The 17,211-nt window shown below is 63.0% G+C and carries 11 protein-coding genes and 1 riboswitch; of the genes, 7 read left to right on the top strand and 4 right to left on the bottom strand.

The window, feature by feature from the left end; genetic code table 11:
• Positions 1-47 precede the first annotated feature (47 nt).
• Both HBO12_RS26570 and HBO12_RS26565 read left to right on the top strand, forming a co-directional pair.
• Positions 48-1,856: a monovalent cation:proton antiporter-2 (CPA2) family protein gene (locus HBO12_RS26570; RefSeq protein WP_169954745.1), complete on the top strand. Its 1,809-nt coding sequence runs from the start codon at positions 48-50 to the stop codon at positions 1,854-1,856.
• 73 nt (positions 1,857-1,929) lie between these two features.
• On the top strand, positions 1,930-2,514 hold the full coding sequence (locus HBO12_RS26565) for a DcrB/PsbP domain-containing protein (protein WP_169954746.1): 585 nt from the start codon (positions 1,930-1,932) through the stop codon (positions 2,512-2,514).
• A 135-nt stretch (positions 2,515-2,649) separates the two neighbouring features.
• On the opposite strand, the gene cobF is transcribed toward HBO12_RS26565, so the two are convergent.
• On the bottom strand, positions 2,650-3,408 hold the full coding sequence (gene cobF, locus HBO12_RS26560; protein WP_169954747.1) for a precorrin-6A synthase (deacetylating): 759 nt from the start codon (positions 3,406-3,408) through the stop codon (positions 2,650-2,652).
• Between the two features lie 47 nt (positions 3,409-3,455).
• Positions 3,456-4,022, bottom strand: coding sequence for a histidine phosphatase family protein (locus tag HBO12_RS26555; RefSeq protein ID WP_169954748.1), 567 nt, complete (start codon positions 4,020-4,022; stop codon positions 3,456-3,458).
• 171 nt (positions 4,023-4,193) lie between these two features.
• Here HBO12_RS26555 and HBO12_RS26550 point away from each other — a divergent pair, with 171 nt between their 5' ends.
• The 5 genes from HBO12_RS26550 to dkgB all read left to right on the top strand — a co-directional run bounded on the left by HBO12_RS26550 (position 4,194) and on the right by dkgB (position 13,024).
• Positions 4,194-8,525 (top strand): dermonecrotic toxin domain-containing protein, encoded by a 4,332-nt coding sequence (locus tag HBO12_RS26550; RefSeq protein ID WP_170043726.1) that lies wholly within the window; start codon positions 4,194-4,196, stop codon positions 8,523-8,525.
• A gap of 66 nt (positions 8,526-8,591) precedes the next feature.
• Positions 8,592-8,796: riboswitch (cobalamin riboswitch) on the top strand.
• Between the two features lie 91 nt (positions 8,797-8,887).
• Entirely contained in the window at positions 8,888-10,828 is a 1,941-nt protein-coding gene (locus HBO12_RS26545) for a TonB-dependent receptor plug domain-containing protein (protein ID WP_170043725.1), read from the top strand.
• The gene (locus tag HBO12_RS26540) at positions 10,828-11,187 is read left to right on the top strand and encodes a (2Fe-2S) ferredoxin domain-containing protein (RefSeq protein ID WP_169954751.1); all 360 of its coding nucleotides are present in this window, start codon (positions 10,828-10,830) and stop codon (positions 11,185-11,187) included. Before HBO12_RS26545 ends, HBO12_RS26540 begins: the two co-directional genes overlap by 1 nt.
• A complete protein-coding gene (locus tag HBO12_RS26535) occupies positions 11,184-12,098 on the top strand; it encodes an ABC transporter substrate-binding protein (protein WP_169954752.1) in 915 nt (304 codons plus the stop codon). Before HBO12_RS26540 ends, HBO12_RS26535 begins: the two co-directional genes overlap by 4 nt.
• A gap of 122 nt (positions 12,099-12,220) precedes the next feature.
• Positions 12,221-13,024 (top strand): 2,5-didehydrogluconate reductase DkgB, encoded by an 804-nt coding sequence (gene dkgB, locus HBO12_RS26530; RefSeq protein ID WP_169954753.1) that lies wholly within the window; start codon positions 12,221-12,223, stop codon positions 13,022-13,024.
• Between the two features lies 1 nt (position 13,025).
• Here the strand turns inward: dkgB and HBO12_RS26525 are convergent, their stop codons facing one another.
• Entirely contained in the window at positions 13,026-13,439 is a 414-nt protein-coding gene (locus HBO12_RS26525) for an ANTAR domain-containing protein (RefSeq protein ID WP_170043724.1), read from the bottom strand.
• A 133-nt stretch (positions 13,440-13,572) separates the two neighbouring features.
• Positions 13,573-17,211 (bottom strand): transporter substrate-binding domain-containing protein, encoded by a 3,639-nt coding sequence (locus HBO12_RS26520; RefSeq protein ID WP_170043723.1) that lies wholly within the window; start codon positions 17,209-17,211, stop codon positions 13,573-13,575.

The following is a 17,211-nucleotide window of genomic DNA, read 5'->3' as shown; positions in this document are numbered from 1 at the left end:
CTCTAATAGCGCCCTGTCGATTCGCCTCAACGATCCTGGAGTAAGCGATGCCCCATGAAGGCAACCTGTTACAAGCGGCCGTGGTGTTCCTGCTAGCGGCGGTGCTCACCGTACCCCTGGCCAAGCACCTGAAACTGGGCGCGGTGCTGGGCTATCTGTTCGCCGGTGTGATCATCGGCCCCTCGGTGCTGGGGTTGGTGGGCAACCCGCAAAGCGTCGCGCAGTTCTCTGAGCTTGGGGTGGTGTTGTTGCTGTTCATCATCGGCCTGGAGCTGTCGCCCAAACGCCTGTGGGTGATGCGCAAGGCCGTGTTTGGCGTGGGCCTGGCACAAGTGCTGTTGACTGCCATGGTGATGGGCGCCGTGGCGCTCTGGGCGTTTGGCCAGTCGTGGAACAGCGCGATTGTGCTGGGCCTGGGCCTGGCGCTGTCTTCCACCGCCTTCGGTCTGCAAAGCCTGGCCGAACGCAAGGAACTGAACAGCCCCCACGGGCGCCTGGCGTTTGCCATCCTGTTGTTCCAGGACATCGCGGCGATCCCGCTGATCGCCATGGTGCCGCTGCTGGCCGGCAGCGACCACACCACCACCGCCGCCCAGGACCTGAACCACGGTTTGCAGGTATTGGGCAGCATCGCCGTGGTGATCATCGGCGGTCGCTACCTGTTGCGGCCGGTGTTTCGGATCGTCGCCAAGACCGGCCTGCGCGAAGTGTCCACCGCCACCGCGCTGCTGGTGGTGATTGGCACCGCCTGGCTGATGGAACTGGTGGGCGTGTCCATGGCCCTGGGCGCGTTCCTCGCCGGCCTGCTGTTGGCCGACTCGGAATACCGCCACGAGCTGGAATCGCAGATCGAGCCGTTCAAGGGCCTGTTGCTGGGGCTGTTCTTTATCAGCGTGGGCATGGGCGCCAATATCGGCCTGTTGTTCAGCACGCCCTTTGTGGTGCTGGGGCTGACCCTGCTGCTGATCGCCATCAAGTTGCCGCTGCTGTACGCGGTCGGGCAGATGGTCGGCGAACTCAACCGCGAGAGCGCAGTACGCCTGGGCGTAGTGCTGGCGGCCGGCGGTGAATTTGCCTTTGTGGTGTTCAAGATCGGCCGCGACCAGGGCCTGTTCGCCCCGCAGCTGTACGACGTGCTGGTGTTGACTATCACCCTGTCGATGGCCCTCACTCCGCTGCTGTTACTGCTGTGCCCGAAGCTGTTTCGGCCCAAGGCCAAGCCGGTGGAAGTGCCGGAAGAATACCGCGCCATCGAGAGCGATGCGCCACGGGTGGTGATCGCCGGCATGGGCCGTATGGGGCAGATCGTGGCGCGGATCCTGCGGGCGCAGAACATCTCGTTTATCGCCCTCGACACCTCGGTCGAAACCATCGAGCTGACCCGCAGTTTCGGCGGCATGCCGGTGTTCTACGGCGACCCCCAGCGACCCGAAATCCTGCATGCGGCGAAGGTCGACCAGGCCGAGTATTTCGTGATCGCCATGGATGATCCAGAGATCAACATCAAGACCGCCGAACTGGTGCGCAACCTCTACCCGCACATGAAAATCATCGCCCGCGCCCGTAACCGCCAGCACGTGCATCGCCTGGTGGACCTGGACGCGTCACCGGTGCGCGAAACGTTCTATTCCAGCCTGGAAATGAGCCGCCGCACCCTGGTCGGCCTGGGCCTGAGCGAGGCCCAGGCCGATGCGCGGATCAACCGTTTCAAGCATCACGACCTGCAACTGCTGACAGCGCAGCACGCGGTGTACGACGATGCGGCCAAGGTGATGCAGTCGGCCCAGGAAGCCCGTGCGGAACTGGCGCGGTTGTTTGAAATGGACCGCCTCGAAGAAGAGTCCGGAAAGGTCTGAGGATGGATCTGAACGATATTGCGAATTTTCTGACAGAATACAGCGCAATTTCGTTCATCCATTGGAAGACCTCATGCTCACCCTCAGCAAAACCGCCGCCCGCCTGGCCCTGGCGCTGACTGTCAGCCTGGGCGCCAGCCCGCTGTTCGCGGCTGCCAAGCCGGCCGCCGCGCCGCCGGACGACTTCCAGATCGTCTCGACCCTGGACGGCAAGTTCACCTTCACCCTGCCCAAGGGCTACGTGGCCGACGCCCTGCCCGCCGGCGCACAAGCCCAGGGCACCGCGGGCGCCAATGGCACGATGTACATCAACCAGGCGTCAAAAAGCGTGGTGGTAGTGGCCCAGACCTTGCGCAACGACGGTATCGACCTGAAGGACGACGAACCGCTGTTTCTCGATAGCGCAGCTGAAGGTTTCCTCAAGGACGTAGGCACCAGCCTGCCGGACTACAAGAAACTGGCGCAGAAGAAACTGCTGATCAAGGGCGTGGGCCTGCGCCAGATTGATGGCACCGCCAGCATGGGCGGCGGCAAGACCTTGAACTCGACCTTCCTTGCCGGCTCCGGCAACCGATTGCTGGTGATCCAGGCGATTTCCCGGGCCGAGGATGTAGCGGGGCATGGCCTGCTGGTCAGGCAGATTACCAGCGGCAAGTGACATTCCCCTAAGCACCACACATCCAATGTGGGAGCGGGCTTGCCCGCGATCGCGGTGTATCAGCCAATACATAGGCTGACTGACACCCCGCCATCGCGGGCAAGCCCGCTCCCACTTTGTTTATTGCATTCCCCCCTACGGCTTGCGCAGCAGGTAGGTATCCATGATCCAGCCATTGGCCTGGCGCGCCGCCTTGCGCACGCGCTCGATTTCGTCGGCCACCTCGGCCACCTTGCCGCTGATCAGGATTTCATCCGGGGTGCCCAGGTACGCGCCCCAATAGATGTCCATCTCCTGGTCCGCGACGCTACGGTAGGAGTCCTCGGCGTCAAGCATCACCACCAACGTATCGGCATCGCTGGCCTGCCCCGCCGCGAGCCGGCGCCCGGTGGTGATCTCGATGGACCGGCCAATGCGGTTCAATGCCACCTTATGCTGGGCCGCCAAGGCCTGGACGCTGGTAATCCCGGGGATGACCTCGAATTCAAACTCACTGCTGCCACTGGCCAGGATCGCCTGCAGGATGCGGATGGTGCTGTCGTACAACGCCGGATCGCCCCAGGCCAGGAAAGCGCCCACTTCGCCGTCGGCCATTTCCTGGTTGATCATGCGCTCGAACGTCTGTTGCTTGTCGCGGTTCAGATCCTGCACGGCCGTGGTGTAGTCAATCTCGCCACGCACGCGCTCGGGGCAGTCGGCTTCGACAAAGCGGTAGACGTGCCCGGCGTCGATGTAGGTCTGGCAGATTTCCCGTCGCAGGTCGATCAGCTTGTCCTTGCTCTGGCCCTTGTCCATCAGGAAAAACACGTCGGTGCGGTTAAGCGCCTTCACCGCCTGCATCGTGATGTAGTCGGGGTTGCCGGCGCCAATGCCGATGATCAGGATTTTTTTCATGACGGGGTTCTCAGTGCGGGGCGGGGATTTTGCCATGTTCGCGCCGCTCAGGTCTCGCGCGTTTGCAGGCGCAGGCGCCAGATGCCATTGAAACGCAGCTCAGTGCTAGAGAGCGGTTCCACATCGATCCGATTGAACATAGCCGGGGGGCATTGCAGCGCATGCAGCAACGCAGCACGGATCACAAAGGGGTGAGTCACCGCCAGCACATGGCCCGGCGCCTGTTCCAGGGTGCCTAGCCACTGCGCCACTCGCTCGCACAACTGGGCCACGGACTCGCCGCCATGGGGCGCTGCCGTGCTGTCCGTGAGCCAGGCCTGCAAGGCCTCGGGTTCAGCGTGTTGAATCGCATCGATGGCCATGCCTTGCCAGCGCCCCAGATCACAGTCACGTAACGCCTGTTCAACCTGCGCGGACTCGCCGAACAACCCCGCAGTTTGCCGGGTTCGCGCCTCCGGTCCACACAGCAGGCGCGGTGCCCGCTTGAAGCGCTGCGCCTGGGACAGGCGTGCCTGCTGCCAGTCCATTTGCAATGACTCGTCCAGGGCAAAACGTGCCGGTTTACGGGCGCACGTAGGGGCGTGGGCGATCAGGGTCAAGCGAGTGGCCTGCATTCAGAATCCCGCGAGGTTGAAGGTAGTGGAAGGGTCGACCGCCGAAGCGGCCTCACCATAGTACAGCGGTTGGTGCGACACATTATCTATCGCATGGGTTGGCGCTCGGGGCGGAACCGCGGGCAACCGACCGCCACCCAAAAAGCCTCCCCTATTGTCCAAGGAATGCCCATGAGACTGACCGACTCCCGCCCCGCCCTCGCCCCTGCGGACACCTACCCAAGCGTGCAACCGGCACCCGCGCAACCCAGCGATGTGACCCCCCTAGGAAGGGTGCCGTTTATCAGCCTCGACACCCAGCAACAAGCCCGGTCATTGGTCAGGCAAGCCGATAGCGACCTGGCGTGCCTGTTGGCCGCCACCTTGATGAGCCGGGTCATTTCCCTTGAGCCTGGCGGGCAAGACAGCCCCAGCGCCAGGCAGGTGGACGCTATTCCCGCCGACTCGACCTTCGGCCAGGCCTGGTCGCGCCTCACTCAAGCCGTGAATAGCGAGCCATTTGCGACATTTGCCAAAGAACACCATATCGACACCTCACGTTTTACGTTCAACCCCAGGTCGGGGTGGCTGGACTGCACCGTCAACGACAAACCGGCCACGTTTACCTCGTACGACAGCGGCTGGGACCAGGCATCCGCCGACGTTTTAGCGGCTGCGCGGGTGCTGGCCCCGACACTTGCACAGTCGTTTGAATACGCCGGTGAACACAGCGCGTCATCCAACGTGGTAAGCGACTTCTACGGGGACTCCTTCGCCAATACCAAGGCCGACACCCTCACCTATATTGGCCGCCTACAGACCGAACATGGCTTTGCCGCCCTGGTTTACCCAGGCTCTGAGCAGCCGCGCTACAACCGCCCCGAGCACCAACACGCCAAGCAACTGCAGCGGGATGCGATCGACTCCGTTGCGGCCCGCGATCAGAGCCCGTCGTTGCCCCAGCAGAGCTCATTGGAAAAAATCAGCGCAGGCGATCTGTTTCTGGCCAGGCTGTGCAGCAGCGACCTGAGCTCCGGGCACCCCGAAACCCGGCTGCCTGGGCACGGCACCTCCGGGGGGAGCATAGGCCGGCTGCCAACGTTCTCGACGATGGGCCAAACCCGCCAGGCGTTCGAACAGGCGTTGAACGCCGAGGCTTTTTTGCGCTTTGCGCAACAGCACAAACTTGACCTGCCCAGTGTCAGCATTGCCCCGCAAACCGGCGATCTGGTCTGCCAGGTCACCGACCCCAATGGGGTGATGCTCGAAAAACGCTTCACCCTGAGCGACGACTCCGGCTGGTCAGCCGTCGCGGCCGACATCGTCGCACAGGCCCGGGACCTGGCCGCAGGGTCGACAGACAGGGTCCGTCACCCGCACTACAACGCGGTCCGCTTCCAGGAGATCTTGAACTTCTATGGTGAAACACCCGCAGACGGCACATTGCTGGAAACCCTCAAGCGCTGCGCGGTACTCAACCGCAGTGGTTTCCCGGCGTTAAGCGCAAGTAGCCCCACGGACACTGCCCCCACACGCGCCCTCCAGCAAAAACGGCGCCTTGCGATTGAACGCCTCGACCAGGCAACCAGTGCCACTGCGGCCGGGCCTGCCAAGGCCCTCAACCCGACAACCGAGACCGTTCGCCGCCAATTTGACGGCCAACCCGATGTGCGTTCGGTTGTGCAACGACTGCTCACCGAGGCCATTCAGAAGGTCTCTCCCGGCCTGGACTTCGATATCAACCAGATCGCTTACGCCGAGCCCGACCCGGCCAACCCGGGGCACTTCCGGCGCAGCTCCCTCACGGCCGTGGCCTTGAACTACCTGAGCGGCGAGGACGCGCCGAGCTTTCCCGACAACAGCAAGTTGGTCGACACCCGCCCGGACCTGCTCGCCCATACGGGCAACACCCCCGACACGCCCCTGCCGATCAATCTGAAAGCCGTTGAAGCCGCCCTGCACGCGCTGCCCGCGCAGTTGAGCGAGGCCATGGCCAGCGACCTGCGCAGCTACTGGGCACAACCGGCGTTCAGCACCGCGGCCGGGCCCTTCGCCGGCGATCGGCAGGCGCTGGTCAGTGAGTTGTTGCGCAACAATCTGCGCCTGGCCGGGCTCAAACAGCCGGGGCTGGATGACGCGCAACGCGAAACCCTGGACCAACTGGTGACACGCCCACCTCCCGCCGCCAACAGTGACATCACCGTATTTGCCCTTGGCAGCGTTACACGGCAACACCCGGACGCCAGCGAAACCGCCTCCCCCAACCTACTGGTGCAACGCCATATCGGCGAGCGTTTGATCCTGTTGCTGTGCGCGCCAAACGGCACCGTCACCCCCTATGACTCCTACGCCGCGTTCGACGCCGCCCGGGCGCAACACCTCAGCCAACAAGCCCCAGGCACGGGGCGCCTGAACACCTTGAAGAAAATCGACGCAGATCCGTTCGTCGCCCAGGCACAGACCCTCATCGAACAGGGCCTGGGTGACGTGCTCAGCAGCAGCCCGGCCTACGGCGCGGTGGCGGGCGAGCGGCCCACACGCAAAATGCCGGGCTGGGTCAACAACGCCAGCGAGGCCGAACGTTTTGTGTTGCATGACCTGAGCCTGCAGTTGGCAAGCATCCACCAGCGCAACAAGGGCCGCACCTACAACAGCGACATTCCCGATATCCGCCCCTTTGCCGAACAGACTTTCGATAACCTCAAGGCGGTGAACCATCCCGCCAAGGATCTGCAGGTGGTGTTCAAGGTTGCGGTGGGCGGCACCTCGCCCGGTGGTGTGATCAGCGGCGGCATTCATCGCGAGTCCATGAGCCTCACCGACGCCCTGCTGCGCAACCTCTCGGGCCTGCCCAGTCGAGACGTGGAGGTCTACCTCAAGCCGGGCAACACCCGCGTCACCGAACTTGAAAAGGATGGTGTCCTGCAGAAGCTGATCGAGGACGCCGACGTCGGCAAGAAGTACCCGCTGTTGCTCAAACGTGAACTGCAAGACGAGCGCACCAAAAAGGCCGAACGCCTGGCCCTGTTTGCCGAGCAAGTGCCAGTAGAGCTGCAAATAAAGGCCCTGGAGTTGGCCGTCAACAAACAATCCGGTGTCGATACCACTGGCTTGAGCTACATCCAGGCCATCCTCGACCCCGCCCCCGGCACCAAGCGCGTCGACGGCCAGGAGATCGTAATCCGCCCACTGGCATTCGTGCCGGGCCCCGGCAAGAGCCCCGATGTGGTCGACAATATGTACCTGATCGAACCCGAGGACAGTGCCAAGGGCCCGCATATCCTCTACCGCCCGCTGATCGCCGATGCGCCGCTGCTGCAATTTCCGACGCGCCAGGCATTGCTTCAAGCCATCCAGCAACCAGGCCGCCTGCAAAAAGACATCCTGGCCTGGTTGCCCGATGACGCGACCCGGGCGTACTACAAGGCCTGGAGTTTCAAGGAGCCCAGCCTCCAGACCACCAGCATTTTTGGCGTGGGCGACGGTGAGACCGTGCCTGCCGAGCCCAAGCTGGCCGCCGGCGGTTACGAGGCGGCCAATACACTCAAAGAGAAGCTGCAAACCGGGCAACTGATGAACCACCTGTACGACGCCAATGCCTTGGGCCTGACCAGCATTGCCGAACAACAGTCGGTCTCCGATGACGAAAGCCGCTGGGCCACGCTCAAAGAGGGCGGTTATCTGCTGCTCAACGCCGTGCTGCCCGCACTGCGCGGGCCGGGCGCGGCCATCGGCGTGGCGTTGCAGTTCCAGGGCATTCTCAGTGACCTACAGACCCTGGCCGACGACGATACCGGCAACAAAGCCCCGGCCATGGCCGACTTGTTGGTCAACCTGGCAATGCTGTTACTCCAGACGCCCGCGCGGCCTGCGGCCAGGCGAGTCGGCGCCCCCGTGAGCGCCAGCCGCAACAGCATTGTCGAGGCCCCCAATGGCCAGAAGGTCCGGCGCCTGCAGGTCATGAAGGGCACGATGGAAAAGATGCAACTGGTCAAAGGCAACCTCTTTACCTTTGAAGACCAATACAAAGGCAAACCCCGGCTCAATATCAACGCCCATGGCCGCGACCTGAGCGTCACCGAGCGCCTGACCGGCGCCAGCTCAACCATCCTCTATGACGGCGCCGAACACACCCCCGAACAACTGCACGCCCACCTGCTGGCCAAAGGCATCGACCCCAGCCAGTTCGACAACGTGCGCCTGCTGGTGTGCTACTCCGGCAATGGCGCCGAAAACTCCTTTGCCGCCCAGTTCCAGCGCTTGATCAACAAGCCGGTAAAGGCCTTTGTCGGCACGGTGACCGTGACTCCCAGCCCCGAACTGGTGACTGCCGAGTTCAAGACCGGCATCCAGATGCACGGGCCGCACGACGGGCCCAAACTGGTGAGCGACACCTATGCGCAGTACGACAGCGTGGAAACCGTCAAGGATCGTACGGACATCTCCATGATCCGTAACCCGCTGGAGTACCTGCTGTTCTCCTACTACCCCGTCCACTACCCGCCTCGCGCGGCCAATCGCTGAGCCCAGACAAGCACGCGGCGCGGCGCAATCGGTTCGGCACATTGACGAACGGTCCGGCGAATGTTCAGATGCGGCCCTGTTTCAGGTGCCGCATGCCGCCGTGCATGAGGTGAAACGGGAAACCGGTACGCTCGTTCGAGCAAGTCCGGTGCTGCCCCCGCAACGGTATTCGCGTGACCCCTTCGACACACCACTGTGGCCAGAGCGCCATGGGAAGGTGAAGGGTTCGATACGCGAGAGCCCGGAGACCGGCCTGGAATGTGTGTTTGGCAAAATCCTGCGGTGGGCGGGCATGGGCCGGTATTGGCGTGTGCTCGATACTTTCTCCTGCGTGCTTCTGCGAAGATACTTTCGAGAAGACTATGATTTTTCAACGTTACGTCACTTCTGGCCCAACCCTGCTGTTGGGTTGCCTGTTCAGCCCCCTGCTACTGGCTGACAACAGCGCCCTGGAACTCAAGCCGCAGACCATTCTGGCACCGTCGGTGGAGTCCACCACCGTGGCCGACATGGCCCAATACGGCAGCAAGGTCGAGATCGTCACCCGCGCCCAGATCGAACGCGCCGGCCCCAGCGCCGATATCACGCGGGCGATGCAGATGTTTATCCCCGGTTTCTACGTCGCGCCGAAAAACGGCCCGTTCGACTACGGCACCTATTCCCTGCTGGGCGGGCGCAACGACGACACGCTGATCCTGCTCGACGGCGTACGCCTGAACAACCGCCTGTACGGGGGCCTGTACCTGGACACCCTGCCGGCCAACGCCGTGGAGCGCATCGAAGTGCTCAAGGGTGGCCAGAGCCTGTTGTTCGGCACCCAGGCCGTGGCGGGCGTGATCAATATCGTCACGCGCACCCCGCAGACCCGTGAGGTGTCCGGCGAAACCAACCTGGGCGTCGATACCTTTGGCGGCACCACGGGTGATGCCCGGGCCGAGCGGATTTTCACCAATGGCCTGGGCGACCTGGGCCTGCTGGCCTATGTCAGCCATAACGTGTCCGAGGGCTACCAGCCCTTTCGCAACCGCGACATGAGCAACGTCACCGACAAGAAACGCTCCTACGAAGTCACCACCCTCGGCGCCAAGGCCATCCAGTCTTTTAGCGATGACTCGCGCCTGGAACTGTTCTACCAGTACTCCGATGCCAACCTGGACTTTGCCGGCGCCACCAACAACCGCAAGACCACCAACGACCGCGTGCAGCAGATTGCCACGGCGACCTTCGAGCAAAACATCAACGAGCGGCTGAGTTACTTCCTCAAGGGCCATATCAACGACTGGGACACTCGCTACTCAAGGGTCAACAACACCGCCGACGGCGGCACCGTGGTGCGCAACCACAATGACTACTGGGGCTTTACCGACTGGGGCGTGCAGGCCGAAGGCAAGGCTGAGCTTACGGGCGGCCATGTGCTGGTGTTCGGCTCGGACAACCAGTGGTTCAAGGGCCAGGACGACGTGCTGGTGATCGACGACAACAAGGCCCAGGCCCACGCCCTGTACACCCAGCTGCGCCCGCAGATCGACGCCCTGCCCGACTGGCATCCGAGCATCGGCGTGCGCCACGAAACCATGAGCGGCGGCGACAGTGCCACCGTCGGCATGCTCACCTCGCTCTACGACCTCAACCCCAACTGGGCCCTGCGCGGCCAGTACGGTACGGCCTACAAGCTGCCGAATGCCGAGCAATTGTTCGTCAATGAACCCGGCGACGAGCTGGGCAACCGCAACCTCAAGCCGGAAAGAAGCCGTAACGCCGAGCTGGGCCTGGACTACAAGGGCCTGCTGGCCGACCGTGAATTCAGCGCCAGCGTGACCCTGTTCAAGCGCAAGATCACCGACCTGATCACCCTCGACGATAGCCACTGGGTCAACGGCCAGGGGCAGATCCAGGTGCGCGGTTTCGAGGCCGACGCCAAGCTGGCGCTCAACGACCAGTGGAACTTGCAGGCGGACATGACCCGCAACCTGACCGAATCGCGCGCCGGGGTCACCCTCAATGACGTGCCGAGCTTCTTTGCCCGCTCGCGGGTGGGTTTCGAGTCGCAGAACCGCCTGTGGGGCGCCGGCGCGGCGATCCGCTATATCCACGATGTGATCAGCTCGAAAAGAGTCGAATACGGCCACTATTCGGTGGTGGACGCCGACGCCTATCGCTACCTCGACCCTGCCCATCAACACCGCGTGAGCCTGCTGGTAGAAAACCTGTTCGACCGCGACTACGTCACCAGCCGCTCCAGCAATGTCGACAACCTGGGCCGGCCGTTCACCACGGAGGTGCGTTACACGTATCGCTTCTGATGACTGAAATCACGCAAATCGACGGGGTGGACACCCACCCCGACTGGTCCCGTATCCCCGAGCATGCCCACCATGTGCTGCTGTGCACCGGCCCGCGCTGCACCCAGCGTGGCGCCCTGCAACTGTGGAAAACCCTGCGCCGGCGCCTTTTGGAGCACCAGCACATCGAAGTGCCTGGCGGTGTGCTGCTGACGCGCACCCATTGCCAGTTCCCCTGCAACCTGGGGCCAGTGCTCACGGTGTACCCGCAGCGCTGCTGGTATGGGGTGCACAGCAAGGCCGATGCCGTGCGCCTGGTGGATGTGCACCTGGTGGGCGGCGAGGTGGTCGAGGAACTGTTGATCCGGGAGCATCCATGAAACGTTTGGCAGGCGTTGCCATCGCCCTGTTGTGCAGTGCCTCGGCCATTGCGCACGACTACCGCAACTGCCAGCAGGATTGGCAACTGCCCCATGCACCGCCGGCGCGGATTGTCGCCCTCAACCAACACGCTGCCGATATGCTGCTGGCCCTGGACGCCGGCCCGGCGCTGGTGGGCGTGGCGTACCTGGATGACAACGGCGCCGCGCATAAGCAGGGCAAGTATTTGGGGGTGTCGGTGATTGCACTGCGCTATCCGGCCAGCGAAGTGTTGTATGGGCAGAGGCCGGACCTGGTGGTGGGCGGTTTTGCCACGGCCTTTGGCAGCGGCATTACTTCACGCACTGGGCTGGCGGGCAATGGCGTGGCTTCGTATCTGCTGGAATCGGCCTGTGCCGGGCACTCCCTGGATTATTTCGGGCATATCCGCACAGACCTGCAAACCCTGGGCAACCTGCTGCATAAGCCGCAGCGCGCCCGCGAGCTGATTGCCGCCCTGGACGCCGACCTGGCCAGCGCCCGGGCACTGGCCAAGCCGGCAACACCCTTGTCGGTGTTTTACCTCGACAGTGAAGTCAACGGCCTGGACAGCGAAGGACAGCAAGGTTTCGTCACTGCCCTGCTGGCCGCCGCCGGCGCGCGCAACCTGTTGGCCGGGATCAATCAATACCGGGTCACGGTCAGCAGTGAGACGTTATTGATGAGCGACCCGGATGTGATCCTGCTGGCCGATGCCGTATGGTCCCCGGCCAGCCGTAAACGCCAGTTGCTGACCCGCGACCCGGTGCTGTCGCGCCTGCGGGCGGTGCGGGAAAACCGCATGATCGATATCCCGTTTACCCACCTGGTGCCCACTGTCGGCAGCGGCAAAGTGGTGCTGGACCTGACGCGCCAGCTCAACACCCTGTAGGAGCGGGCTTGCCGGCGACTCGTGACTTGTGGTCAAGAGTCATTTGAACAATCGTGGGTGTTTCCGCGGGGGCCCGGGGCAGATACTCGAGGCCATTGTTCACGCCACCACAGGAGTCACTCATGTCTATTCCCGCATTCGGCCTTGGCACTTTCCGCCTGCAAGGCCAGGTGGTCATCGATTCCGTCAGCACTGGCCTGGACCTGGGCTACCGGGTCATCGATACCGCGCAGATCTACGAGAACGAAGCCGAGGTCGGCCAGGCTATCGCTGACAGCGGTATCCCCCGCGATGAGCTGTTCATCACCAGCAAGATCTGGATCGCCAATTTTGCCGAAGGCCAGTTGATCCCCAGCCTCAAGGAAAGCCTGCGCAAGCTCAAGACCGACTACCTGGACCTGACCCTGATCCATTGGCCGTCGCCGGAAAACCAGGTGCCCGTCGCCCAGTTCATGGGGCAGTTGCTCGAAGCCAAGCGCCAGGGCCTGACCCGGCAGATCGGCATTTCCAACTTCACCGTGGCATTGATGGAACAAGCCATCGCCGCCGTCGGCGCCGAGAATATCGCCACCAACCAGATCGAACTGCACCCGTACCTGCAAAACCGCAAGGTGGTGGATTTCGCCACGCGCCACGGCATCCAGATTACCTCGTACATGACCCTGGCCTACGGCGAGGTGCTCAAAGACCCGGTGATCCAGGCGATTGCCGAGCGTAACCAGGCCACACCGGCACAAGTGGCCCTGGCCTGGGCCATGCAACTGGGGTACGCGGTGATTCCGTCCTCGACCCAACGCGCCAACCTGCAGAGCAACCTCAAGGCCGTGCAACTGACCTTGAGCGAAGCCGATATGGCGCAGATCGCAGGCCTTGAGCGCGGTCAGCGCCTGACCAGCCCCAAGGGCATTGCGCCGCAGTGGGACTGAGCTAAACCGCCGGGCTGCGCGCCAACTCCCGCAGCCACGGCAAGACCCGCAAGCCGCTGGCCGGTGACGGCGGGTCGATGATGCCCATGAAGTGCTCCAGGGTGAGGCTGTCGGGCGACCCCGGCAAACGCATCATCGCCTGGGAGGCCGGCGCCCCGCTGTGCTGGTCGTCATAGACCAGCACATGGCGCACCTGCTGGAACGCCAGTGCGTCACCCGCGCTGGCGGCCAGGCCCGCATTGATAATCAGCACATCGAATGGCTCGGCTGGAATATCGGTCAGGATCAGCACTTCATCGAAGGTCTGCACCGGGACGATCCGGTAGTAACCCAGTTGGTTGAGCATTTTCTCGAGGTGCAAGCGTTGCAGGTGCTGTTCATCAGCGATCAGGATGGTCAGTGCTTTGGTGGGCATGGCAGGTCCCTGAGCAGGCAGCGCTCGTGGTTTGAAGGAGCGGCCTACTTTTTCAGACATATTTCGATAGCAAAATCAGCGTAGTTCCCTCTGCACGTAGGAGTTCTCCTAAACACTCTCGCACTTCCTACTCTTATGCCCGGTTGCAATAGTCCGCCAGGGCCTGATGCAACTGATCAATGGCTGCTTGCACGCCAGTCACCGCCAAGGCCAACGCCTCCCGATCACGTTGTTCACAGGCGGCTTCCAGGGCCTCACAGGCGCTCACCAACGCCTGCGCCTCAACCAGGCGCGCCCCGCCCTTGGTCCGGTGGGCCAGGTCATGCAACTGTGGGTAGTGGTTTTGTTGCAGCAAGGCCGGCAGTTGCGTGCGGTCTTCGGCGAGGCTGTCGAGCAGCGGCTCCAGCAGTTCCCTGATCGCGTCCATATCGCCACCGGTCAACTTCAGCAAGCGGCCCAGATCGATCGTCTGGATCGCCTCGGCCGCCTGCGGCTCGTTGACCGAAGGCAGGGCCGTACGCGAAGCCAGCGCCGCATGCAGGTCGTCGAGGCCAGTCGGCTTGAACAGGCAACCGTCCATCCCCGCCGCCAGGCAACGCTCGGTTTCCTCGGGCTGGGCATTGGCGGTAAACCCCAGCAACAGGCAAGGCGCCAGGCCACGGGCACGCTCGTCGGCACGAATTTCCCGCGCCAGGTCATAGCCGTTTTTCAGTGGCATATTACAATCGGTGATCACCCCATCGAAGCGCTCGGCCCGCCAGTACTCCAGGCCCTGCACGCCATCTTCGGCCGTAGTGATGCGGTGCCCCAGGAAGCTCAGTTGGCGGGTCAGCAATTGGCGATTGGCCGGGTAGTCATCCACCACCAGGATATTCAACCTATGGGCCGGCGGAGCATCCAGAGCGGCCGGCTCGTGATGGGCCGCGGCAGCAGACGCCACGGCCAGGGCCAACGTGACCTCCACGCGAGTGCCCTGCCCCAGCACACTGCTCAACTTCAGTTGGCCACCCATCATTTCACACAGGCTGCGGCTGATCACCAGCCCCAGGCCAGAGCCACTGCGCGCCGACTGGTCGGTATTGCGCCCCTGGACAAACGGGTTGAACAGGCGCATCTGGTCCTCGACGCTGATGCCTACCCCCGTGTCTTCCACCACCAGCCGCAGGCTCAGATAACCATTGGCAACCGCAGGCGAGCCACTGCAGCTCAAGCGCACATGGCCCTGGGCGGTGAACTTGATGGCGTTGCTCAACAGGTTGGAAACCACCTGCTTGAAGCGCAACGGATCGATCAGTACATGCCGGTCAAGCAGCGGGTCCAGTGCCACCTGCAACACCAGGCCCTTGGTCCGCGCCAGCCCTTCGAAGATGCGCGCCACCGAGGCCAGCAACTCACGCAGGTTCGATGGCTCCAGGGCCAGGGACAGATGGCCGGACTCGATGCGCGCAATGTCGAGAATATCGCCGATCAATTCCAGCATGCCCCGCGAAGCGTCGGAGGCCACGGCCAGGGCATCATGGTCGATCCGCCCCTGCTCGGCATTTTTCAACGCCAGCTCGATCATGCCGATCACCGCGTTCATCGGCGTGCGGATTTCATGGCTCATGGTCGCCAGGAACGTGGTCTTGGCCCGGTTGGCAGCGTCGGCACCCTCCTTGGCCTCCTGCAATTGCCCCAGCAAGCGCTGGCGTTCACTGACATCGACCCAGCCGGCAATCATGCCCACGACCTTCTCGTCACCGTCGCGGTACGGCAGCATCCAGTGGTAAATGGTCAGGGTCGCGCCCCCAGGCACCTTGAGGACACGGTCGTGAATCTGCGGCTCGCCGCGCTCCATCAGGCGCAAGTAGTCTTCATGGTAGGACTGGGACTGGGGCTGGTTGCCGGTGTCGGTCTCGACCACGGTCTTGCCGATCACATCTTCAAGGCAAAAGCCGAATACATTCAGGTAGGCGCTGTTGCACGCCATCAACCGCCCCATGCGGTCGCGCACATAGATCGGGTGCGGCGTGCCGTCGATCAGCACGCTCATAAAGCGCATCTGGTCGCTCAGCGCGCGCTCGGCCTGGCCGCGCTTGCGTATCAGGCTACGCAGGTAAATGGCCCAACCCAGGGTGAGCGCCAACAGCAGCGCGGCCAGCGCAAACCCCTGGATAATCGTGTCGCGGTGGCGCAGCCAGTAACTGTCGTCGATCACCACCTCGCTGCGCCAGTGGTTGGTCAACTCGTCCATTTCCTGGGGAGAGATACTCAGCAGTGCCTTTTCCAGGATCGAATACAGCTCCAACTGGCCGCGCCCCACGCCAAAGGCGATACGCGCTGGCTGCGCGCCCACGGTACTGGTGATACGCAGGCGATCACGGTATTTATGGGCAATCATGTAGCGCGCAATCATCAGCGCATTGACCGACGCATCGACCCCGGCACTGGCCACCAGGGCCATGGCCTCGGCGGGGCCGTCGACGTCTACCAGGATGATTTGGGGGTATTCCCGGCTGATGATTTCCCGCTGTACGCTGCTGCGAATCACCGCCAGGCGCTTACCTGTCATATCTTCCATGGTGATCGGGCTGCGCTCATCATCGCGGGTGACCAGCACGAACGGGTTGCTCAGGTAAGGCCGGGTAAAGCGGATCTTGTCCTCCCGGGACATGCTTGGGGTAATCAGCGCGATCATGTCCGCGTCGCCCTCGCTGACCTGCTCGACTTGGCGCGGCAGCGAACCGCCGCGTATCACGTCGAACTTCAAGCCGGTGCGCAAGCTGACCTGCGCCAGTACCTCGGCACTCAAGCCCTGGAACTGCCCACGGTCGTTGAAAAATGACAGCGGCAGGAATTTGTCGAGCGCCGTAACCTTGACCCGTGGGTGCTTGTCCAGCCAGCGCTGCTCACTGGCGCTCAGGCGCAGGCGTTCGCGGCCGACCACTCCCAGGTTACCGGCGCTCCAACGGCGCAGGATCTCCATCTGCTCATTGGCGGGGATCACCTCCAGCACCGCATTGACAATACGCAGCAGCCGCTCATTGTCGCCGGCGAGCGCGAACGCAAAGGGGTTGACCTCCAGGCTGGAAAAGTCCGCCATGCGCACGTTATTGAGATGATTTTTATTGATCAGATAATTGGTGCTGATTGCATCGCCCAGGTAGACGTCCGCCTGGCCAAAGGCCACTGCGCCAATCGCCTCGAAGGCCGACGGATAGATATGCAATGAAGCATTGGGGTAGAAGGCCGCGACTGCACCGGGCTGCATGTAGTGATAAAGCATGGACAGGCGCTTGCCGTCCAGGTCGGCCGTCAGCGACTGGCTATCGCCCACCCGCGTCACCAGGATCGGCTGGTCATTGGCGTAGGAGCGCGACAGCTTCAACTGGCCGTCCGCCGCCTCGTAGCCGTTGGCCGTGCCTACAAAATCCACCTCTGCGTGCTTGAGGGCGGCGATGGCTTCGTCGCGGTGCTCATAGCGCTGCACCTGGACCTTGACGTTGAGGGCCAGGGCGATCAACGCCGCATAATCGGCGGTAATCCCCTCCAGTTCGTCGTTGTTATTCGTCAGATCAAAGGGCGCGTAGTCGGGAGCGGAAACCCCCATCACCAACGTGCGGCGCTGGCGCAACCAGCGCCAGTCCGCCTCATTGAGGTTCACCTGCGGCGCTTCCAGGCTCGAATGCCCCAACAGATGCAAAGCCTGTGGCTCGCCCAGAGCCACGTTGACGGTAAGTGACAGGCCCGCCAGCCAGAGTACGGCGAGCCACTTGCCCAGAGAGGTCGACAT

The organism is Pseudomonas sp. WS 5059 (genome assembly GCF_012985525.1).
GTDB lineage: Bacteria > Pseudomonadota > Gammaproteobacteria > Pseudomonadales > Pseudomonadaceae > Aquipseudomonas.
Note: the sequence above shows the minus strand (reverse complement) of the source record. Positions and strands in the feature narration are given on the sequence as shown.

Coding starts and splice junctions, on each gene's coding strand:
- HBO12_RS26555 (WP_169954748.1), bottom strand. CDS start 4,022: ATGCAGGCCACTCGCTTGACCCTGATCGCCCACGCCCCTACGTGCGCC.
- HBO12_RS26520 (WP_170043723.1), bottom strand. CDS start 17,211: ATGTCGACCTCTCTGGGCAAGTGGCTCGCCGTACTCTGGCTGGCGGGC.
- HBO12_RS26545 (WP_170043725.1), top strand. CDS start 8,888: ATGATTTTTCAACGTTACGTCACTTCTGGCCCAACCCTGCTGTTGGGT.
- dkgB (WP_169954753.1), top strand. CDS start 12,221: ATGTCTATTCCCGCATTCGGCCTTGGCACTTTCCGCCTGCAAGGCCAG.
- HBO12_RS26565 (WP_169954746.1), top strand. CDS start 1,930: ATGCTCACCCTCAGCAAAACCGCCGCCCGCCTGGCCCTGGCGCTGACT.
- HBO12_RS26525 (WP_170043724.1), bottom strand. CDS start 13,439: ATGCCCACCAAAGCACTGACCATCCTGATCGCTGATGAACAGCACCTG.
- HBO12_RS26570 (WP_169954745.1), top strand. CDS start 48: ATGCCCCATGAAGGCAACCTGTTACAAGCGGCCGTGGTGTTCCTGCTA.
- HBO12_RS26540 (WP_169954751.1), top strand. CDS start 10,828: ATGACTGAAATCACGCAAATCGACGGGGTGGACACCCACCCCGACTGG.
- HBO12_RS26550 (WP_170043726.1), top strand. CDS start 4,194: ATGAGACTGACCGACTCCCGCCCCGCCCTCGCCCCTGCGGACACCTAC.
- HBO12_RS26535 (WP_169954752.1), top strand. CDS start 11,184: ATGAAACGTTTGGCAGGCGTTGCCATCGCCCTGTTGTGCAGTGCCTCG.
- cobF (WP_169954747.1), bottom strand. CDS start 3,408: ATGAAAAAAATCCTGATCATCGGCATTGGCGCCGGCAACCCCGACTAC.